15 protein-coding genes are annotated in these 15,611 nt (G+C 65.0%); 9 read left to right on the top strand and 6 right to left on the bottom strand.

Features of this window, described 5'->3' with window-relative positions; genetic code table 11:
* Window positions 1-2: 2 nt before the first annotated feature.
* The 3 genes from AC1DW9_RS01915 to AC1DW9_RS01925 all read right to left on the bottom strand — a co-directional run bounded on the left by AC1DW9_RS01915 (window position 3) and on the right by AC1DW9_RS01925 (window position 2,972).
* Window positions 3-941, bottom strand: coding sequence for a sugar kinase (locus tag AC1DW9_RS01915; protein ID WP_441505150.1), 939 nt, complete (start codon window positions 939-941; stop codon window positions 3-5).
* A gap of 103 nt (window positions 942-1,044) precedes the next feature.
* Window positions 1,045-2,307: a coiled-coil domain-containing protein gene (locus AC1DW9_RS01920; protein WP_476775235.1), complete on the bottom strand. Its 1,263-nt coding sequence runs from the start codon at window positions 2,305-2,307 to the stop codon at window positions 1,045-1,047.
* Between the two features lie 86 nt (window positions 2,308-2,393).
* On the bottom strand, window positions 2,394-2,972 hold the full coding sequence (locus tag AC1DW9_RS01925; RefSeq protein ID WP_113510877.1) for a DUF1134 domain-containing protein: 579 nt from the start codon (window positions 2,970-2,972) through the stop codon (window positions 2,394-2,396).
* Window positions 2,973-3,017: 45 nt separating this feature from the next.
* Between AC1DW9_RS01925 and AC1DW9_RS01930 the strand changes: the two genes are divergently transcribed.
* Window positions 3,018-3,668 carry a YHS domain-containing (seleno)protein gene (locus AC1DW9_RS01930; protein ID WP_476768080.1) on the top strand — a complete coding sequence of 217 codons (651 nt, stop codon included), beginning with the start codon at window positions 3,018-3,020 and terminating at the stop codon, window positions 3,666-3,668.
* Window positions 3,669-3,761: 93 nt separating this feature from the next.
* On the opposite strand, the gene AC1DW9_RS01935 is transcribed toward AC1DW9_RS01930, so the two are convergent.
* Window positions 3,762-4,625 carry a 3'(2'),5'-bisphosphate nucleotidase CysQ family protein gene (locus AC1DW9_RS01935; protein ID WP_476775236.1) on the bottom strand — a complete coding sequence of 288 codons (864 nt, stop codon included), beginning with the start codon at window positions 4,623-4,625 and terminating at the stop codon, window positions 3,762-3,764.
* 140 nt (window positions 4,626-4,765) lie between these two features.
* On the opposite strand from AC1DW9_RS01935, the gene chpT reads away from it, so the two are divergent.
* The 6 genes from chpT (at window position 4,766) to AC1DW9_RS01965 (ending at window position 11,131) form a co-directional block, all read left to right on the top strand.
* Entirely contained in the window at window positions 4,766-5,407 is a 642-nt protein-coding gene (gene chpT, locus AC1DW9_RS01940; protein ID WP_476775237.1) for a histidine phosphotransferase ChpT, read from the top strand.
* Between the two features lie 115 nt (window positions 5,408-5,522).
* Window positions 5,523-8,135 carry a hybrid sensor histidine kinase/response regulator gene (locus AC1DW9_RS01945; RefSeq protein ID WP_476775238.1) on the top strand — a complete coding sequence of 871 codons (2,613 nt, stop codon included), beginning with the start codon at window positions 5,523-5,525 and terminating at the stop codon, window positions 8,133-8,135.
* Entirely contained in the window at window positions 8,132-8,626 is a 495-nt protein-coding gene (locus tag AC1DW9_RS01950; protein ID WP_476768084.1) for a chemotaxis protein CheW, read from the top strand. The genes AC1DW9_RS01945 and AC1DW9_RS01950 overlap by 4 nt, the downstream gene beginning before the upstream one ends.
* A gap of 30 nt (window positions 8,627-8,656) precedes the next feature.
* Window positions 8,657-9,022 (top strand): response regulator, encoded by a 366-nt coding sequence (locus AC1DW9_RS01955; RefSeq protein ID WP_043237911.1) that lies wholly within the window; start codon window positions 8,657-8,659, stop codon window positions 9,020-9,022.
* 100 nt (window positions 9,023-9,122) lie between these two features.
* Window positions 9,123-10,244 (top strand): chemotaxis-specific protein-glutamate methyltransferase CheB, encoded by a 1,122-nt coding sequence (gene cheB, locus AC1DW9_RS01960; RefSeq protein WP_476831841.1) that lies wholly within the window; start codon window positions 9,123-9,125, stop codon window positions 10,242-10,244.
* Complete coding sequence (locus AC1DW9_RS01965; protein WP_476775240.1) at window positions 10,241-11,131, top strand: CheR family methyltransferase; 891 nt, start codon at window positions 10,241-10,243, stop codon at window positions 11,129-11,131. Before cheB ends, AC1DW9_RS01965 begins: the two co-directional genes overlap by 4 nt.
* Window positions 11,132-11,350: 219 nt before the next feature.
* On the opposite strand, the gene ctrA is transcribed toward AC1DW9_RS01965, so the two are convergent.
* On the bottom strand, window positions 11,351-12,052 hold the full coding sequence (ctrA, locus tag AC1DW9_RS01970) for a response regulator transcription factor CtrA (RefSeq protein WP_069882553.1): 702 nt from the start codon (window positions 12,050-12,052) through the stop codon (window positions 11,351-11,353).
* Window positions 12,053-12,396: 344 nt separating this feature from the next.
* Between ctrA and fliI the strand changes: the two genes are divergently transcribed.
* Window positions 12,397-13,737 carry a flagellar protein export ATPase FliI gene (fliI, locus tag AC1DW9_RS01975; protein ID WP_476775241.1) on the top strand — a complete coding sequence of 447 codons (1,341 nt, stop codon included), beginning with the start codon at window positions 12,397-12,399 and terminating at the stop codon, window positions 13,735-13,737.
* Here fliI and AC1DW9_RS01980 read toward each other — a convergent pair.
* Complete coding sequence (locus AC1DW9_RS01980) at window positions 13,724-14,929, bottom strand: MFS transporter (RefSeq protein ID WP_476775242.1); 1,206 nt, start codon at window positions 14,927-14,929, stop codon at window positions 13,724-13,726. The genes fliI and AC1DW9_RS01980 overlap by 14 nt on opposite strands.
* Before the next feature lie 241 nt (window positions 14,930-15,170).
* Between AC1DW9_RS01980 and fliJ the strand changes: the two genes are divergently transcribed.
* Window positions 15,171-15,575, top strand: a complete 405-nt coding sequence (gene fliJ, locus AC1DW9_RS01985) for a flagellar export protein FliJ (RefSeq protein WP_043237924.1) — start codon at window positions 15,171-15,173, stop codon at window positions 15,573-15,575.
* The last annotated feature ends 36 nt before the right edge of the window (window positions 15,576-15,611 follow it).

A 15,611-nucleotide genomic window follows, 5' to 3' on the forward strand; every position in this document is an offset into this window, starting at 1 on the left:
AATCAAGCCCTTGCCTCAACGGCCATCCGCGCCTCGACATCGGCGCGCCTTGGCAGCGGCGCGACTGCGCCATAACCCAGCGTGGAAAGTGCCGCCGCGACATTGGCGTAGGCGGCAGCGACAAAGGGATCGCCCGTGCGCACATATTCTGCGAGGAAGGCCCCGTCATAGCAGTCGCCGGCTCCGGTCGCATCGATGGCGTCGACCTTGATCGGCACGAAGCGCTGACGCCGCTCCGGCGTCGCAACCAGCGAGCCCTCGTGGCCCAGCGTGAGCGCGACAATCCTTGCGCCAAGGCCGAGATAGAAATCCGCGATCGCATCCGGCTCGCTCAGGCCGGTCAACTGGGTCGCGTCGTCAAAGCCTGGCAGCACGATATCGGCCATGGCGCAGGCCGCATGGATGATCGCTCGCGCCCGGGTCAGCGGCCAGAGCTTCAGCCTCAGGTTGGTATCGTAGGCCGTGGTGACGCCGCTCGCACGAGCCGCGGCAAAGGCCTCGAATACCGCATCGCAGGCACTTGCCGAAATCGCCTGGCTGATCCCCGATGCCTGCACCACCTTGGCCGACCGAACCAAGTCGAGCGGCAGGTCGCGCGGTCCGCAGAGGCTCGCGGCCGACCCCGCACGCAGATACGAGAACACGTGCCCGTTCGGTCCGTGATCGACGAAATAGAGCCCGGTCGGCGCGGTCGGATGGGTCGTGACATGGCTGTCATCGACGTTTTCCCTGGCCCAGAGCTCACGGAAGGAGCGGCCTGCGCTGTCATCCCCCAAAGCGCCGGCATAGGCGACGCTGGCACCCTGCCGCGCCGCGGCGATCGCGCAATTCGAGGTGTCCCCGCCATGTCCGAAGCGGAACGAACCGGCCTCGCCGCGGGTCGCATTGAACTCGCCCAGCGGCTCGCCGATGCAGAGAATATCGAGTGTCTTATCCGTCACGGCACCGTCTCAGGCCAGAGCTGTTGGACGCGGCGAAAAGCCTGCGCGCCTTCCTAAAGCATCAAGCGCCCAAGGTGGAAACGGTTTTCCGCGGGATTGCGCGCTATTCCGCCGCTTCCCGGCTCGGCGGCGGCGCCAGGAGCTGATCGGCGATCCGCACGATCTCCCGCCGCAGAGCGGCATTGTCGCTCCGCGCAGCCGGATCATCGACGGGCTTCGCCTCGCGTCGCAACTGGGACAGTTCCTGCTGGGTGCGCGCAAGCTCGGCTCGCACCTGAGCCAGTGCCCCGTGCAGGGTCTGCGCTTCCGCATGCTCGGTTTCAAACCGGGCATCCCGAGCCCGCAACTCGTTCTGGGCCTGCGCGACCTCTTCGGCGGCGCGCTGTTTTCTGGACGCGTTCATGGATTTCTCCTGCGCCAACTCCACTTCGAGTTCCTGCTTCATCCGCACCTGCTGGTCGCGCTCCTCCTCGACCTTGCGGGCGAGCGCCGCGAGACGACCAGCCTCCGCAGCGACCTCGACTGCGCCAGAATCAGCCGCCGCAAGGCCTGCCTCGGCTTGTACCGCGCGTGCGACCAGGGCGTCAGCGCGCAGTCTTTCGCTATCCCGATCGGTCGTCATCGCCTTGAGCGCGGCCGTCGCCTGATCGACGGCGCGCCGGCTCGCCGCGAATTGGGCTGCCAGCTCGCCGCGCTCTCCCTCGATCACCATGATGCGCGTGCGGCCTTCGACCTGCGCAACGCGATGAGCATCGCCTTCCTGGCGGGATTGCGCGAGCTCGGCCTCACGCTCCGCAAGCAGTGCCTGGGTCTGCTCGAGCGTCGCGCGCAATTCTGCCAGCTCTCCGGTGCGTGCATCGAGATCGGAGCCAGTGCCACGTAACGCAAGCCTGGCCTCGTTCAGGCTGTGCTCCAATGCACCTAGATCATGGATCCGCTGTTCGATCGTACCACTGGCCAGCGCCGCCGCTGCGATTTCCCTGGCCAGCGCGTCGCGGGTTTCGGAGAGATCGGTGCGCGTGGCCGCCAGATCGCCCTCGAGCCCGCTGATGCGTTCTTCGCGGGCACCGAGCTCCCGTTCGAGCCACCCGATCGCCATGTCGCGGCGGCCGAGCTCTTCCATCGCCCCAGCCCTTGCAGCGAACCCGCTTTCCGCCCGTTGCTCGAGAGCCCGCGCCTGCATCGCCAGTTCCGCCCGCAGATGGTCTCGATCGGCTGCGATCTCCGCCAGCGAGAGCGGGAACGCCGCCTCTGCCCGCTTGCGAGCCAGGCGGTCGGCCCGTCGGGCAAGCGCCGGCAATGCCGCCAGCGCCAGCAGAATGGCTGTCAGGAAGCCGAGCGTGACGAGCATGACGGCTTCGATCAATTCACCGGGCTCCGATCAGGAACGATTCCAAGAACGAAACCCTGCCATGACAACAGCGCCATGGCCAGCAAAACGAGCCCTCCCGGTCAGAACGGGTTCCAGGTCGCCTGCGGCGTGAACTTGAGATAGCCGAGATTGACGCCGAGCCGCCAGCCGACGCCGGTCCGGATCGGCACCAGCGTCACGCCCTCGGCTGCCATTGCAGTGAAGCCGAAGCCGCCGACAAAGTAGACCGAGCCGTCAATGCCGACGAAACGCTGGTAGAGCGCATCGACGACCGGCAGGTTGTAGACCAGCATCATGGTGCGAGCGCCTTCTCCGCCGAAGTCGAAGCCGACGGACGGGCCCTGCCAGAACACTTTCCGATCGCCGGCATTACGCGTGAACAGCGTGCCTTCGCCGAAGCGGAGGCCACCGACGAAGGCACCGGACGCCTCCTGGCCGAGAACATAGCCATTGGGTTCGCCCCAGCGCCGGACCGCCTCCTCGATCGTCAGCGCAAGTCCGCGCGAGACATTGCCAAAGAACTGATGACCGGAGCTGACGAGCTCGGTCTGGGAAAAGGACTGCGGATTCTGGCTCTGCGCCAGGACCGGCAGGCTGCTCAGTCCAAGAGTGGCCGAGACAACCGCACCGGCCAGAAGAGAACGGCGAGTGAGATCCATTGAGGAAACTCCGGGCTAGGCGTCGCATCCCGGCCGGGTGGCCGGATGCGCGGCGGGGCACGGCATCACGCGAATGCGCGACAATTCAGTAACCAGTTTGATACGCCCCAAGAGTATCCAACCCGTGAAGATTGCGCGGAGGTGCTTCCCCGTCGTCACCCAGCAAAGGAATCTGTGATGAAGGCCGTAAAATGGCAGCGCTGGATTTCGATCGCAGTCGGCGTTCTCGCCCTTGCCATCGCGGTCCAGCCGGTGCTGGCCCAGCCGGCGGCGCTGCCCCATGGCCTTCCGGAATTGCCTGCAATTGGCGAGGAAATGCAGCGCGACAGCCGTTCCGGGCTGGCATTGGGCGGATACGACCCCGTTGCCTATCAGGCAGAAGGTCGCGCGGTTTCCGGTCGCCCGGACTATGAGCTGATCTATGATGGCGCAGTCTGGCGCTTCAGCACGGCCAGCAACCGCGAAGCCTTTCGTGATTCGCCCGGCGTCTACGAGCCAGCCTTTGCAGGCTTCGACCCGCTCGCGGTAGCCGATGGACGTGTCGTTGAGACCGACCCGCGTCGCTTCGCGATCATTGGTTCGCGGCTCTTCCTCTTTCGAAGCGAAGAGAATAGGCGCCGCTTCACCCAGGAAACCTCCCTGCGCCAACTTGCGGAATCCAACTGGCAGCGCGTCAGCCAGCAGATCGCTCGCTGAAGCGTCGGCCCGAAAAACGAATTGCGGTTTTCGGACAAGCCGATGCGACCATGGAAGGTTAGGAGACCGGATACGATTATCCGGTCCTGTGATCTAACCTACGGTACCCGTCTGGCCGACAAGCGTCAGTTCCTTCGCAAGTGCGATCGCGCGCCCGGCCAATCCCTCATTGCTGGCCGCCACGAAGGACGGGTTGCGATAGTGCCGCTCGGCGCCGCCATAGCGCAGCACATTGCCGTCGAGCTGCCGGACGACACCGCCGGCTGCGGTCAAAATCGCGTCGCCGGCGGCAATATCCCATTCCATCGTTGTTCCTCCGCGGACATGAAGATCGGCCTCGCCACTGGCGATCAGGCCGAATTTCACCGCCGAGGACATCGGCATCTGTTCACTCTTGCACATCGCGCTGAGAACGCTGCTGCTGAGCGCGTCTCCGTGAAAGCGGCTGACTAGCACGACTGGACCGGTCGCCGGAGTGGGGCGGGCGACGATGCGTTGCGCCGCACCGAGCGTTGAGCCATCCGGCGCGATGGCCTGCGCAAAAGCATCTTCCCCCGCAAACCAGAGCCGCCCGATCTCCGGCGCGGCGATCGCCCCCGCGATCGGCCGCGTGCCGCTGATGATGGCGATAGCGACACAGTAGCTGCCACCAGCCGCCAGGAATTCGCGCGTGCCATCCAGCGGGTCGAGCAGGATGAAAACGGGGGCAGGCTGAGCGGTTTCGACGCTCTCTTCGCTGATCACGGGGAAATCCGGCAGCAGCCGCGCGAGGGCCGCCTTCGCGGCGTGATCGGCGGCGAGGTCAGCAGAACAGACGGGCGAACCGTCCGCCTTGCTCCGCACATCCCTTGCAGCGCGCATGGCCAAAAGCACGGCGCCGCTGAGGCGCGCCGCCTCGGCCAGCTTCTCAGCCAGCGCATTGCGGTCGGAAAGGCGCGGATCATCGGGCGCTATCATGCGGATTGGGCGCCCATTCGCTGTTCTGCTGGCCAAAACACAGTTAACCACATGCAAACCAAGATCGCCTCATACCTTATCCTATCGGCGCTTCATTTGCCATGAGCGCGCCCCGAAACGCTGTTCCCAGGACATCTGCCATGACCGACATCTCGCTCGAGCCGCTCGATCTGGCTGCGCTTCTTTGCAGCCGGGTCTGCCATGACGTGATCAGCCCGGTCGGCGCCATCGTCAACGCGCTCGAGGTTCTGGAGGAAGACGATCCCTCGATGCGCGATTTCGCACTCGAGCTGATCAAGAAGAGCGCGCGCAGCGCGTCCGCCCGCCTGCAATTCGCCCGGCTTGCCTTCGGCGCGGCGGGATCGGCAGGCGCGATGATCGACCTCGGCGATGCCGGCACGGTCGCGAATGGCTTCCTGAACGATGACAAGCTCTCGCTCGACTGGGAGGCCCCGCGCGCGTTGCTGCCGAAGAATCAGGTCAAGCTCGTGCTCAACCTGCTGATCCTCGCGACGCAGGCGGTGCCGCGCGGCGGACGTCTCGTCGCCCGCACCACCTTGGAGGGCGAGCAGGGCAGCTTCCATATCACCGCCACCGGTTCTCATGCCCGCATTCCGGCCCATGTCGAGGAACTGCTCGCCGGCCGCTCCGAGACGGGCACGATCGACGCCCACGCCGTGCAGCCGCTTTACGCCGGCATGGTCGCCCGCGCGGCCAATATGAAGGTCGCTTTCGCCATCGACGGCGACACCGTAACGATCACGGCCGACAAGGCGGACTGAGCCATTTCGGCCGAGAGCGCAGGAACATCGCGCTTTCAGTCCTGTCTCAACCGATCATAAACCCTTCCGCTGCATAGATGGGCGCTGCATTGTTGCGTGGGTAATGGTCTTCGGCATGGACGAATTGCTCCAAGAGTTCCTTGGCGAGACTGGCGAGCATCTCGACACCGTCGACAGGGAGCTCGTGCGCTTCGAGCAGGAGCCCAATAATCGCGACATCCTGCGCAACATCTTCCGGTTGGTTCATACCGTGAAGGGCACGTGCGGGTTCATTGGCCTGCCGCGCCTCGAAGCCCTGACGCATGCGGCAGAATCCGTGATGGGCCAGTTCCGCGACGGCGCAACCGTGAACGCAATCGCGGTGACCGCGATTCTGGAAACCATCGACCGCATCAAGGAGATCATGGCGGAGCTGGCCGACAAGGGCCAGGAGCCAACCGGCAGCGACGAGATCCTGATCCGCGAATTGCAGGCGCTGGCCGACCAGGCCAAGAAGGAGCTGGCACAGTCCCCTTCGGTCAACCCATCGGATCCGGTCGCCGCCTACCTGGCCCGGCACGCTCTGTCCGCGACCGATGACGGCCTCGACCTCGTCTTCCAGAGCGCACCCGGACCGCAGCGCGGACCGGACGGGCGCATCGAAAGCGCGGCCCGCCACGACGCTGCCGCCGAAGACGCCTCCCCCCGCGAGAGCCGCTCGGCGGGCCCGGCGAGCCTGCGCGTCAATGTCGACACGATCGAGCATCTGATGACGATGGTCTCGGAGCTCGTGCTGACCCGCAACCAGTTGCTCGAAATCTCGCGTCGCCAGGATGACGCCGCGCTCAAGGCGCCGCTCCAGCGTCTGTCCCTGATCACCGCCGAACTGCAGGACGGGGTGATGAAGACCCGCATGCAGCCGATCGGCAATGCCTGGTCGAAGCTGCCGCGCATCGTGCGCGACCTCAGCGGCGAACTCGGAAAGCGCATCGAGCTCGTCACCGAAGGCGCCGATACCGAGCTCGACCGGCAGATCCTCGACCTGATCAAGGACCCCTTGATCCATATGGTGCGCAACTGCGCCGATCACGCGATCGAGCCACCTGCCGACCGTGTCGCCGCTGGCAAACCGGCCCACGGCACCATTCGCCTCGCCGCCTATCACGAGGGCGGCTCGGTCACCATCTCCATCTCGGACGATGGGCGCGGCCTCGACTTCGAGCGCATTCGCCGCAAGGCACTGCAGCAAGGTCTTGCCCATGAGGGCGAGATCGAGCGCATGAGCGAAGCGCAGCTCAGCCGCCTGATATTTCATCCCGGTTTCTCGACCGCGGAAAATGTCACCGCGATCTCCGGGCGCGGCGTTGGCATGGACGTGGTCAAGTCTAATATCGACGCCATTGGTGGGTTGATCGACATCGCCAGCACGGTGGGTGCCGGCACCACATTGACCATCAAGATCCCGCTCACCCTCGCTATCGTCGCAGCCCTCATCGTGGCCTGCGGCGAACAGCGCTTCGCCATCCCCCAGATCGTCGTGCGCGAGCTCGTCCGCGTGAAGGCCGGGGCCGATCACCGCATCGAGCAGATCAACGGCACACCTGTCCTGCGGCTGCGTGGCCGATTGCTGCCGATCATCGCACTTGCCGGATTGCTGAACGCCGGTCCCGCGGCAGCAGATGACGGGTTCATCGTGGTGACACAGATCGGCGAACGTCAGTTCGGCATTCTGGTCGACACCGTGTTCCACACCGAGGAAATCGTCGTCAAACCGATGTCGACGAAGCTGCGTCACATCCCGATCTTCTCCGGCAACACCATCCTAGGCGATGGCGCGGTCGTGTTGATCGTCGACCCCAATGGCGTCGCCAGCCTCGTCGGAGCGACGACCTCTGCCGATGCCCCCGAGCAGAACGCGGCCAACGGCCACTCCCCTGTCGGTGAGCGAACGACCATGCTGGTGTTTCGCGCCGGTGCCGACAGCCTGAAAGCCGTGCCGCTCTCGCTCGTCACACGCCTGGAAGAGGTCGAGGCAGAGCGGTTCGAGATCAGCGGCGGGCGCGTGCTGTTGAACTATCGCGGCCGTCTGATGCCGATCATCCCCGTCGGCGAGACACAGGTGAAGAGCAAGGGCCTGCAGGCACTCGTCATCATCGCGGAAGGCGAGCTGACCATGGGCCTCGCCGTCGACGCGATCGTCGACATCGTTGACGAGGTTCTCGATGTCGAGTTGCAGGCCATGCTCGACCAGGGTGCCGTCGGGTCGGCGATCATCAGGGGGCGCGCCACCGAGATCCTCGATCTGGCGCACTACCTGCCCAAGGGCGATCCGAACTGGTTGCGGGCCAGCCGCCGCGAAGGCGTGTCCAGCAGCGCGCATGTCCTGATGGTCGAGCCTTCCGAATTCCTGCGCGAAATGCTGGCCCCCGTCCTGAAGGCCGCAGGACTTCGCGTCACACTGGCCGCCGATATCGCCAGCGCCCGCCAGCATGTCGTCGCCGGCGGGCTCAACGGCGTGTTGATCGACCTCGACCGCTACGCCGAAGCAGCGCTCGGCTTTGCGGCCGAACTGCGTGACGGCGAAGACGGCGATGCATTCCGGATCCTCGGCATGACGACCTTCGCCACCCCGGAGCTCTATGCACTCGCAACGCAGGCGCGCATGGACGCCATCGTTGCGAAATTCGATCGCCGTGCCTTGCTCGCCGAGCTGGCGGACAACCGCTCCAGACTGAGGCAGGCGGCATGAACTCAAAGCAGAGCAACGCACGTCCCGCCCCTGACGCGACGGGCTTCACGGAATCCCTCGACTACGTCACCGTGACCATTGGCGAGCAGTTGCTCGGGCTCCCGATCGGCCGCGTGCAGGACGTCTTCAATACCAGCCGCATCACGCCGGTGCCGCTGGCCCCGCCCGAAATCATCGGCCTGCTCAACCTGCGCGGGCGCGTGGTGACCGCACTCTGCCTGCGCAAGCGGCTCGGCCGGGAGCCCCTTTTGGGCGCAGCCACGGAGTTGGTTGCGGTGGGGATCGATCATGGTGGAGAGGCCTACGCGCTGATCGTCGACGCGGTCGGCGAGGTGATCCGTCTCGATCACTCCACGCTGGAGCCCGTGCCGGTCCATCTCGACCGCGCCTGGGCCTCCCTGGCAGCCGGCGTTCACCGCCTCGAAGACCGCCTTCTCGTCGTGCTCGACATCGACGCAGTGCTGAAGATCGACCTGCCTTTGGCTGCCTGAGCCGCGGCCCGCCCATTCTGGAGAATGACCATGAAATATTGCCTCGTCGTCGATGACTCAGCGGTGATCCGCAAGGTCGCACGCCGCATTCTCGAGGGTCTCCAGTTCCGAATCGCAGAAGCCGAGGACGGCGCCCGGGCGATCGATGCCTGCAAGGGCGAGATGCCGGACGCTGTGCTGCTGGATTGGAACATGCCGATCATGGACGGCTATGATTTCCTGCGCACCCTACGGCAGATGCCAGGCGGCAAACGGCCCAAGGTCGTCTTCTGCACGACCGAGAACGACATTGCCCATATCGCGCGCGCCATGCACGCCGGCGCCGACGAATACATTATGAAGCCGTTCGACAAGGAGATCGTCGCCTCCAAGTTCCATCAGGTCGGCCTGCTGTGACACGTCGCGCCGCGGCCCGTGCCGTCGCGGCCCATTTCTCGGCGGGCCATTGGTGGCCCACCCAGCCAGCCCTGCACTCGACGCACAGGGGTCGTGCCGAATGATGAGCCCCCGCTCATCCAGCCATGGCAGAACAGCCATACGTCCGAAGACCGTCGTCATCGCCGACGACTCCGTCGTCGTGCGCGGGCTGTTCGCACGCTGGCTCGGCGAGAGCGGCCAGTTTCACGTCGTCGCGGTGGCAGGCGACGGTGAGACGGCCGTGGAGCATGCCACGCGTTACCACCCGGATATCATGGTCCTCGACCTCGACATGCCCGGCCTCGACGGTCTTGCAGCACTGCCCCAGATCGTCAGGGAGAGCCCGAAGACTGCCGTCCTGCTGGCCACGACGCTGACGGAACGCAATGCCCGGCTCGCCCTGCAGGGCATGACCATGGGCGCCATGGACGTGCTACCCAAGCCCGAAAGTCGCGCCGGCATGACGCTGTCGCTGGATTTCCGGAGCGAATTCCTGCTCAAGCTCAGCAGCATCGCACAATCCTCGCACGAGGCGTTGCTGCCTTTCAGCGAAGTCCCGCCTGAGCCGGGTCTGCCGAGCGGCATCATGGATCTCAGGCCGCTGATCTCGATGATGCCGCGCTACCTCGTCATCGGCGCCTCGACAGGCGGCCCCCGCGCCGTGGCCAAGGTCCTCACCGATATTGGCGATGGCCTCCAGGACCTGACGACGCTCGTCGTCCAGCATATGCCTCCGCTTTTTACGGCGTCCTTCGCGGAACAGCTCTCCGGACAGATCGGTGTCAGGGCACGCGAGCCTTTCGATGGCGAAAGACTGAGCAGGGGCACGGTCTATATCGCGCCGGGAGGACGCCATCTCGGCATCGATCGCAGGCTCGGCCATATCGTCGCGAGCATCGGCGACGGGCCGCCGGTACGCTTCTGCAGACCCGCCGTCGATGTGCTCTTCAGCGAAGCTGCCAATCACCTCGGTCCGGCCGCGCTCGGCCTGGTGATGACCGGGATGGGCAGTGACGGCACGGATGGCGCGGGCGCATTGCGCCGCGCCGGCGCCGCCGTAATCGCACAGGATGAAACGTCGAGCACGATCTGGGGCATGCCAGGCTCCGTCGTGCGCGCCCGCCATGCCAGCACCGTTGTCGCGCTCGACGGCATCGGCCTCGCCATTCGTGCGCTGGTGCGTGGAGGATCCTCGGCATGACGGAGGCCGATTTCGACTTCCTGCGCACGCTGCTGCACCTACGCTCGGGTCTCTCCCTCAGCACCGAGAAGCGCTACCTCGTCGAGAGCAGGCTCGGCATCCTCTGCCGAAAGCGAAATATCGCGGGGCTCGGTCCGCTTGTGCAGCGCCTCAGGCTCGAAGGCGACCGCGGCCTGGAGAATGCCGTCGTCGAGGCGATGACCACCAACGAGACCCTGTTCTTCCGCGACCGGACCCCATTCGATCTGTTCCGCAATGTGATCCTCCCCGAGAAACTCGCTGCGAATGCGGCCCACCGCTCCCTGCGGATCTGGTGCGCCGCAGTTTCGACCGGACAGGAAGCCTATTCCCTTGCCATGATCCTGGATGAGATGGCGGCGCAGCTGGCGGGCTGGAGGATCGAGATCGTCGGAACCGACATTTCCGCCGAAGTCCTGGAGCGCGCCCGTGGCGGGCTCTACACCCAGTTCGAGATCCAGCGCGGCCTGCCGATCCAACTCCTGCTGAAGCACTTCCGGCAGGAAGGCGACAAGTGGCGCATCTCGGAGCAGATTCGCGCGATGGTCGAGCTGCGGCAGCATAACCTGCTCGATTCGAGCGGCCATTTCGGCCTCTTCGACGTGATCCTCTGCCGCAACGTGCTGATCTATTTTGACGTTCCGACCAAGGCGCGGGTGATGGCCGCACTGGCCCAGCGGCTCGCCCCGGATGGAGCCTTCCTGCTTGGCGCCGCAGAGACGGTGATCGGGATCACCACCAGCATCGTTCCGGACAAGCAGCATCGCGGCCTCTACCGCGACGGCCGCTCCGGCAAGGCTCAGTCGCCCGGTCTCGGCTACCCCTTCGACCGGCCGCGTCCGCTGCCCACGGCCGGCTCCCGCCTCTGATCATCGGACTGGATACCGTATCCGGTCGATGATCGAACCTTCTGTGCTTGCATCGGCTTGCCCGAAAACCGCAATCGACTTTCGGGCCGATGCTTTAGGCCGCTGCCGCCATAAACAAAAACCCCGCCTCTCGGCGGGGTCCCGTCAACCTGTCGTGTACATCCGACGATCAGGCTGTATCTCTTGTCGCATCCGATCGTGACGACCGGATGACACCGATCACGCCGGAATGCGTTCCTCGACATCGTTCGGCTCGCGCAGCACGTAGCCGCGGCCCCAAACGGTTTCGATGTAGTTCTTTCCGTCCGACGCATTGGCGAGCTTCTTGCGGAGCTTGCAGATGAAAACGTCGATGATCTTGAGTTCCGGCTCGTCCATGCCGCCATAGAGATGGTTCAGGAACATCTCCTTGGTCAGCGTCGTGCCCTTGCGGAGCGAAAGCAGCTCCAGCATCTGGTATTCCTTGCCCGTCAGGTGCACGCGGGCGGCATCGACCTCGACGGTCTTGGTGTCGAGATTGACGACGAGATCGCCGGTGGTGATGACCGACTGCGCATGGCCCTTCGAGCGGCGCACGATGGCGTGGATGCGCGCGACAAGCTCGTCCTTGTGGAAGGGCTTGGTGAGATAGTCGTCGGCGCCGAAGCCGAGGCCCTTCACCTTGTCCTCGATGCCGGCAAGACCGGAGAGGATCAGGATCGGCGTCTTCACCTTCGCGACGCGAAGGGAGCGCAGCACCTCATAGCCCGACATGTCCGGCAGGTTCAGGTCGAGGAGGATGATGTCGTAATCGTAGAGCTTGCCGAGATCGACACCCTCTTCGCCCAGATCGGTCGTATAGACGTTGAAGCTCTCTGATTTGAGCATCAACTCAATGCTCTGGGCGGTTGCGCTATCGTCCTCGATCAGCAGAACCCGCATGTCACGTCCCCAATTTCGCCCCGAGGCAAGCTCGACCACATTCTCATCCGAACCCTCATGGCTCTGGACGACCAGGCGCTTGCCCGATGAAACGCCACGCGACACGCTACTGGGAAAATGGTTAACAAACCGTGATTCCCGAGCGCAAGCGCTTCCAGGGAGAAAGTGAACGATCCTTGTCGAGGTGAGTCGAAATTGACACGGATCGGGAGACCTTCGCCCGCGAAATCGCCTTTCGCGGAGGACTGTTCCGAGGAACAGGGACAAAAAGCCCCTGCAACACGACACAGCCTCGATGCACAGTGTTAATCACAGAGGTAAATGAAAGATTGACGGGACGGGGAATGAGTGGCGCAAAGCACGGTATAGACAGGTTATCCGACCTCGCCGCCACAATCGGTAACCTCGATGCGGTAACGACATTCGGCCGGGTGACGGGCGTGCGTGGCCTGATGGTCGAGGTCTCCGGACCGATCGGCGCCATGAGCCTTGGCGGACGCATCGAGATCGAGATCGCGCCGGGAACGCGTGTCCCCTGCGAAGTGATCGGCTTTTCCGGCGAAAAGGCGCTGGTGATGCCCTATGGCGGCCTCGACGGTGTCCGCCGCGGCTGCCCCGCCTATGTGGACAAGGCAGCCCCGGGCATCCGGCCGACCAATGCCTGGCTCGGCCGGGTTGTCGATGCGCTCGGAAGACCTGTGGATGGCGGCCCGCCCCTGCCTCAGGGAGAACATCTTTGCGCCTTCCGCGCCGACCCGCCCCCCGCGCATGCACGCCGCCGCGTCGGCTCCCCGCTCGATCTCGGCGTCCGCGCCCTCAACGCCTTCCTGACCTGCTGCCTTGGCCAGCGCATGGGTATCTTCGCCGGCTCGGGCGTCGGCAAATCGGTTCTTCTTTCCATGCTGGCCCGCTACGCACGCGCCGATGTCAACATCATCGGGCTCGTCGGCGAGCGCGGCCGCGAGGTCCAGGAGTTTCTGCAGGACGACCTCGGCCCGGAAGGCCTGGCGCGCTCCGTGGTCGTGGTCGCCACCTCCGACGAGCCCGCGCTGATGCGCAAGCAGGCCGCTCTCACCACCCTCACCTTGGCCGAGTACTTCCGCGACCAGGGCGCGCAGGTGATGTGCCTGATGGACTCGGTCACGCGCTTTGCCATGGCGATGCGCGAGATCGGCCTTGCCGCCGGCGAGCCGCCAACCACCAAGGGCTATACGCCGACCGTCTTCGCCGAGTTGCCGCGCCTGCTCGAACGCGCCGGTCCTGGCATCGGCGAAGGTGCCATCACCGGTCTGTTCACCGTGCTGGTCGATGGTGGAGACCATGACGAACCTGTCGCCGACGCGGTGCGCGGCATTCTCGACGGCCATATCGTCATGGAACGCTCCATTGCCGAGCGTGGGCGCTACCCGGCGATCAACGTGCTGAAATCCGTGTCGCGCACCATGCCGCGCTCCTGCGACCCCTCCTACTATCCCGTCGTCCAGAAGGCCCGCGCGACACTCGCGACCTATTCCGACATGGAGGAGCTGATCCGGCTTGGCGCCTATCGCCAGGGCGCATCGGCAGAGGTCGACGAGGCCATCCGCCTCAACCCTCAGCTCGAAGCCTTCCTGAAACAGGCCAAGGACGAGGCGACGTCACTGGGGGAAGGCTACGCCAGGCTCGCAGCCATCATGGCGAGCTGACGCGGCGCACGAGGATCAGCATCGCCGCCAGCGCGCCGGTCTGGATCACCGCCGAGATCATCAGCGTCGCGCTGCTGCCAAAGCGCTCGATCATCACCGCAAAGAGCAGCGGCGCGGCTGCGAAAGTCAGGTTCTGCGGAACCGTCAGACGCCCGAGCATGGTCGCAAAGCCGCGCCGGCCGAACAGCGAGAGCGGCAAGGTGGCGCGAGCCACGGCAATGACGCCCATGGCAGCGTTGAAGGCAGCGACGAAGACGATGGCCGAAAGCGCGGCTCCTGACGCCAGCGCCATGTAGAGGCAGGAGAGCGGCCCGAGCACAAGGCCGACCAAGGCCACACGCTCGACAGCGAAGCGTTCCCCGGCCAGGACGTCGACCAGACGGGCCACAAGCGTTGCAAGCCCGCCTAGCGAAGCGATCGTGACCGCCGTGGTGCTGGTCAGTCCGGAATTCTCCAGCAGGCCGATGAGGTGGAGCGGCAGCCCCCAGGAGACCAAGCCGCTTGCGGAGAAGGCGAACGCCAGCAACCAGAAGATCGGGCGACGCTCGTGCGCAGGCACCCTGCCCTCATCGGCAGGCGGAGCCGCCGCTGTCGGGCCGGAAGCGGGTGCGTGAGGCGTTGTCACCGGGATGGCGAGATGGATCGGCAGCACGATCACGATCTGGATCGCGGCGAAGATCAGCAGGGCCGCGCGCCAGCCATAGGCAGCGCAAAGGGCTGCCGAAAGCGGCCAGAACACGCTTGAGGCAAGGCCCGTGGCAAGCATCATCACGCCGATGACGCGTCGTGTTCGCGCGCCCATCAGTTGCGCGACCGTGACATTGCCGACATTGGCGAGCGTCAGCGAGTGACCGATACCGATGACGAACCAGGTCGCGAGATAGCTGATCGGCCCCTGTGCCGCCGCGAGCAAGGCCAAGCCCAGTGCGCAGATGATAGCCCCGGCACACATGGCACGCCGCGTTCCGCGACGATCGAGATGTCGCCCGACCATTGGCGCGACCACCGCACCGGTCACGAGCAGGATGGTGATGCCTCCGAAGACGATCTCCCCGCTCATCCCGAGATCTCGATCGAGATAGGCGGCAAGGACCGACGGCGCGTAATAGGTCGATCCCCAGCCGATAATGCGGGTGAGAGCGAGGCCGCAGAGCAGCGGCCAGTGCTCCGGAAGGCGTGATGAGGCGAGCAAGGGAAGGCGATCCGGGAGGGAAAGACGGGCGAACGCCCTGATAACTGCGCAGACTCTATAGGGGACACACAGCGTACGGCAGCAGCAGCGACGCGGGCTCAATATGCGTCGAAAGCGGGCGGCCTCGGTAAGAAACGGTCAACCTCCTTGCGCCATTGTCCTTTTCGTCTCGCGGATCAAGTTCCGGCGGCGAACCGAGGGGTCGGGGAGCCGCCATGCGTAACCAGGAGTTGGACACGACATGAAGTCGCGAGAGACCCTCTTGCGTCTCAAACGCTTCCAGGTGGACGAAAAGCGTCGCCGGGTAAGCCAGATTGAGATGATGATTGCGGATTTCCATCGCATGGCGACCGATCTGGATCGTGAGATCCAGAGCGAGGAGACACGGGCCGGTATCTCCGACCCTGCTCATTTCGCCTACCCGACCTATGCCAAGGCAGCGCTCGGGCGCCGCGACAACCTGCGGCAGTCGGCGGATAATCTGAAGGGCCAGCTCGACGAGGCCAAGGCTGAGCTTCAGGAAGCCTTCGAGGACATGAAGAAGGTCGAGATTCTCGACGATCGCGAGCGTGCTTCCGAGCGGGCCGCCGAAGCAGCGCGCGACCAGTCGATGATGGATTCGATCGGGCTGCGCTCACGCGCCTGACCGTCTGGCTTCAGGGATCTTGCACGAAAAAGGGGC

This window comes from Allobosea sp. P4_E12, assembly GCF_056401655.1.

Coding starts and splice junctions, on each gene's coding strand:
- AC1DW9_RS01935 (WP_476775236.1), bottom strand. CDS start 4,625: ATGATAGCGCCCGATGATCCGCGCCTTTCCGACCGCAATGCGCTGGCT.
- ctrA (WP_069882553.1), bottom strand. CDS start 12,052: ATGCGGGTTCTGCTGATCGAGGACGATAGCGCAACCGCCCAGAGCATT.
- AC1DW9_RS01955 (WP_043237911.1), top strand. CDS start 8,657: ATGAAATATTGCCTCGTCGTCGATGACTCAGCGGTGATCCGCAAGGTC.
- cheB (WP_476831841.1), top strand. CDS start 9,123: ATGATGAGCCCCCGCTCATCCAGCCATGGCAGAACAGCCATACGTCCG.
- AC1DW9_RS01925 (WP_113510877.1), bottom strand. CDS start 2,972: ATGGATCTCACTCGCCGTTCTCTTCTGGCCGGTGCGGTTGTCTCGGCC.
- AC1DW9_RS01950 (WP_476768084.1), top strand. CDS start 8,132: ATGAACTCAAAGCAGAGCAACGCACGTCCCGCCCCTGACGCGACGGGC.
- chpT (WP_476775237.1), top strand. CDS start 4,766: ATGACCGACATCTCGCTCGAGCCGCTCGATCTGGCTGCGCTTCTTTGC.
- AC1DW9_RS01930 (WP_476768080.1), top strand. CDS start 3,018: ATGCGCGGCGGGGCACGGCATCACGCGAATGCGCGACAATTCAGTAAC.
- AC1DW9_RS01945 (WP_476775238.1), top strand. CDS start 5,523: ATGGACGAATTGCTCCAAGAGTTCCTTGGCGAGACTGGCGAGCATCTC.
- fliJ (WP_043237924.1), top strand. CDS start 15,171: ATGAAGTCGCGAGAGACCCTCTTGCGTCTCAAACGCTTCCAGGTGGAC.
- AC1DW9_RS01965 (WP_476775240.1), top strand. CDS start 10,241: ATGACGGAGGCCGATTTCGACTTCCTGCGCACGCTGCTGCACCTACGC.
- fliI (WP_476775241.1), top strand. CDS start 12,397: ATGAGTGGCGCAAAGCACGGTATAGACAGGTTATCCGACCTCGCCGCC.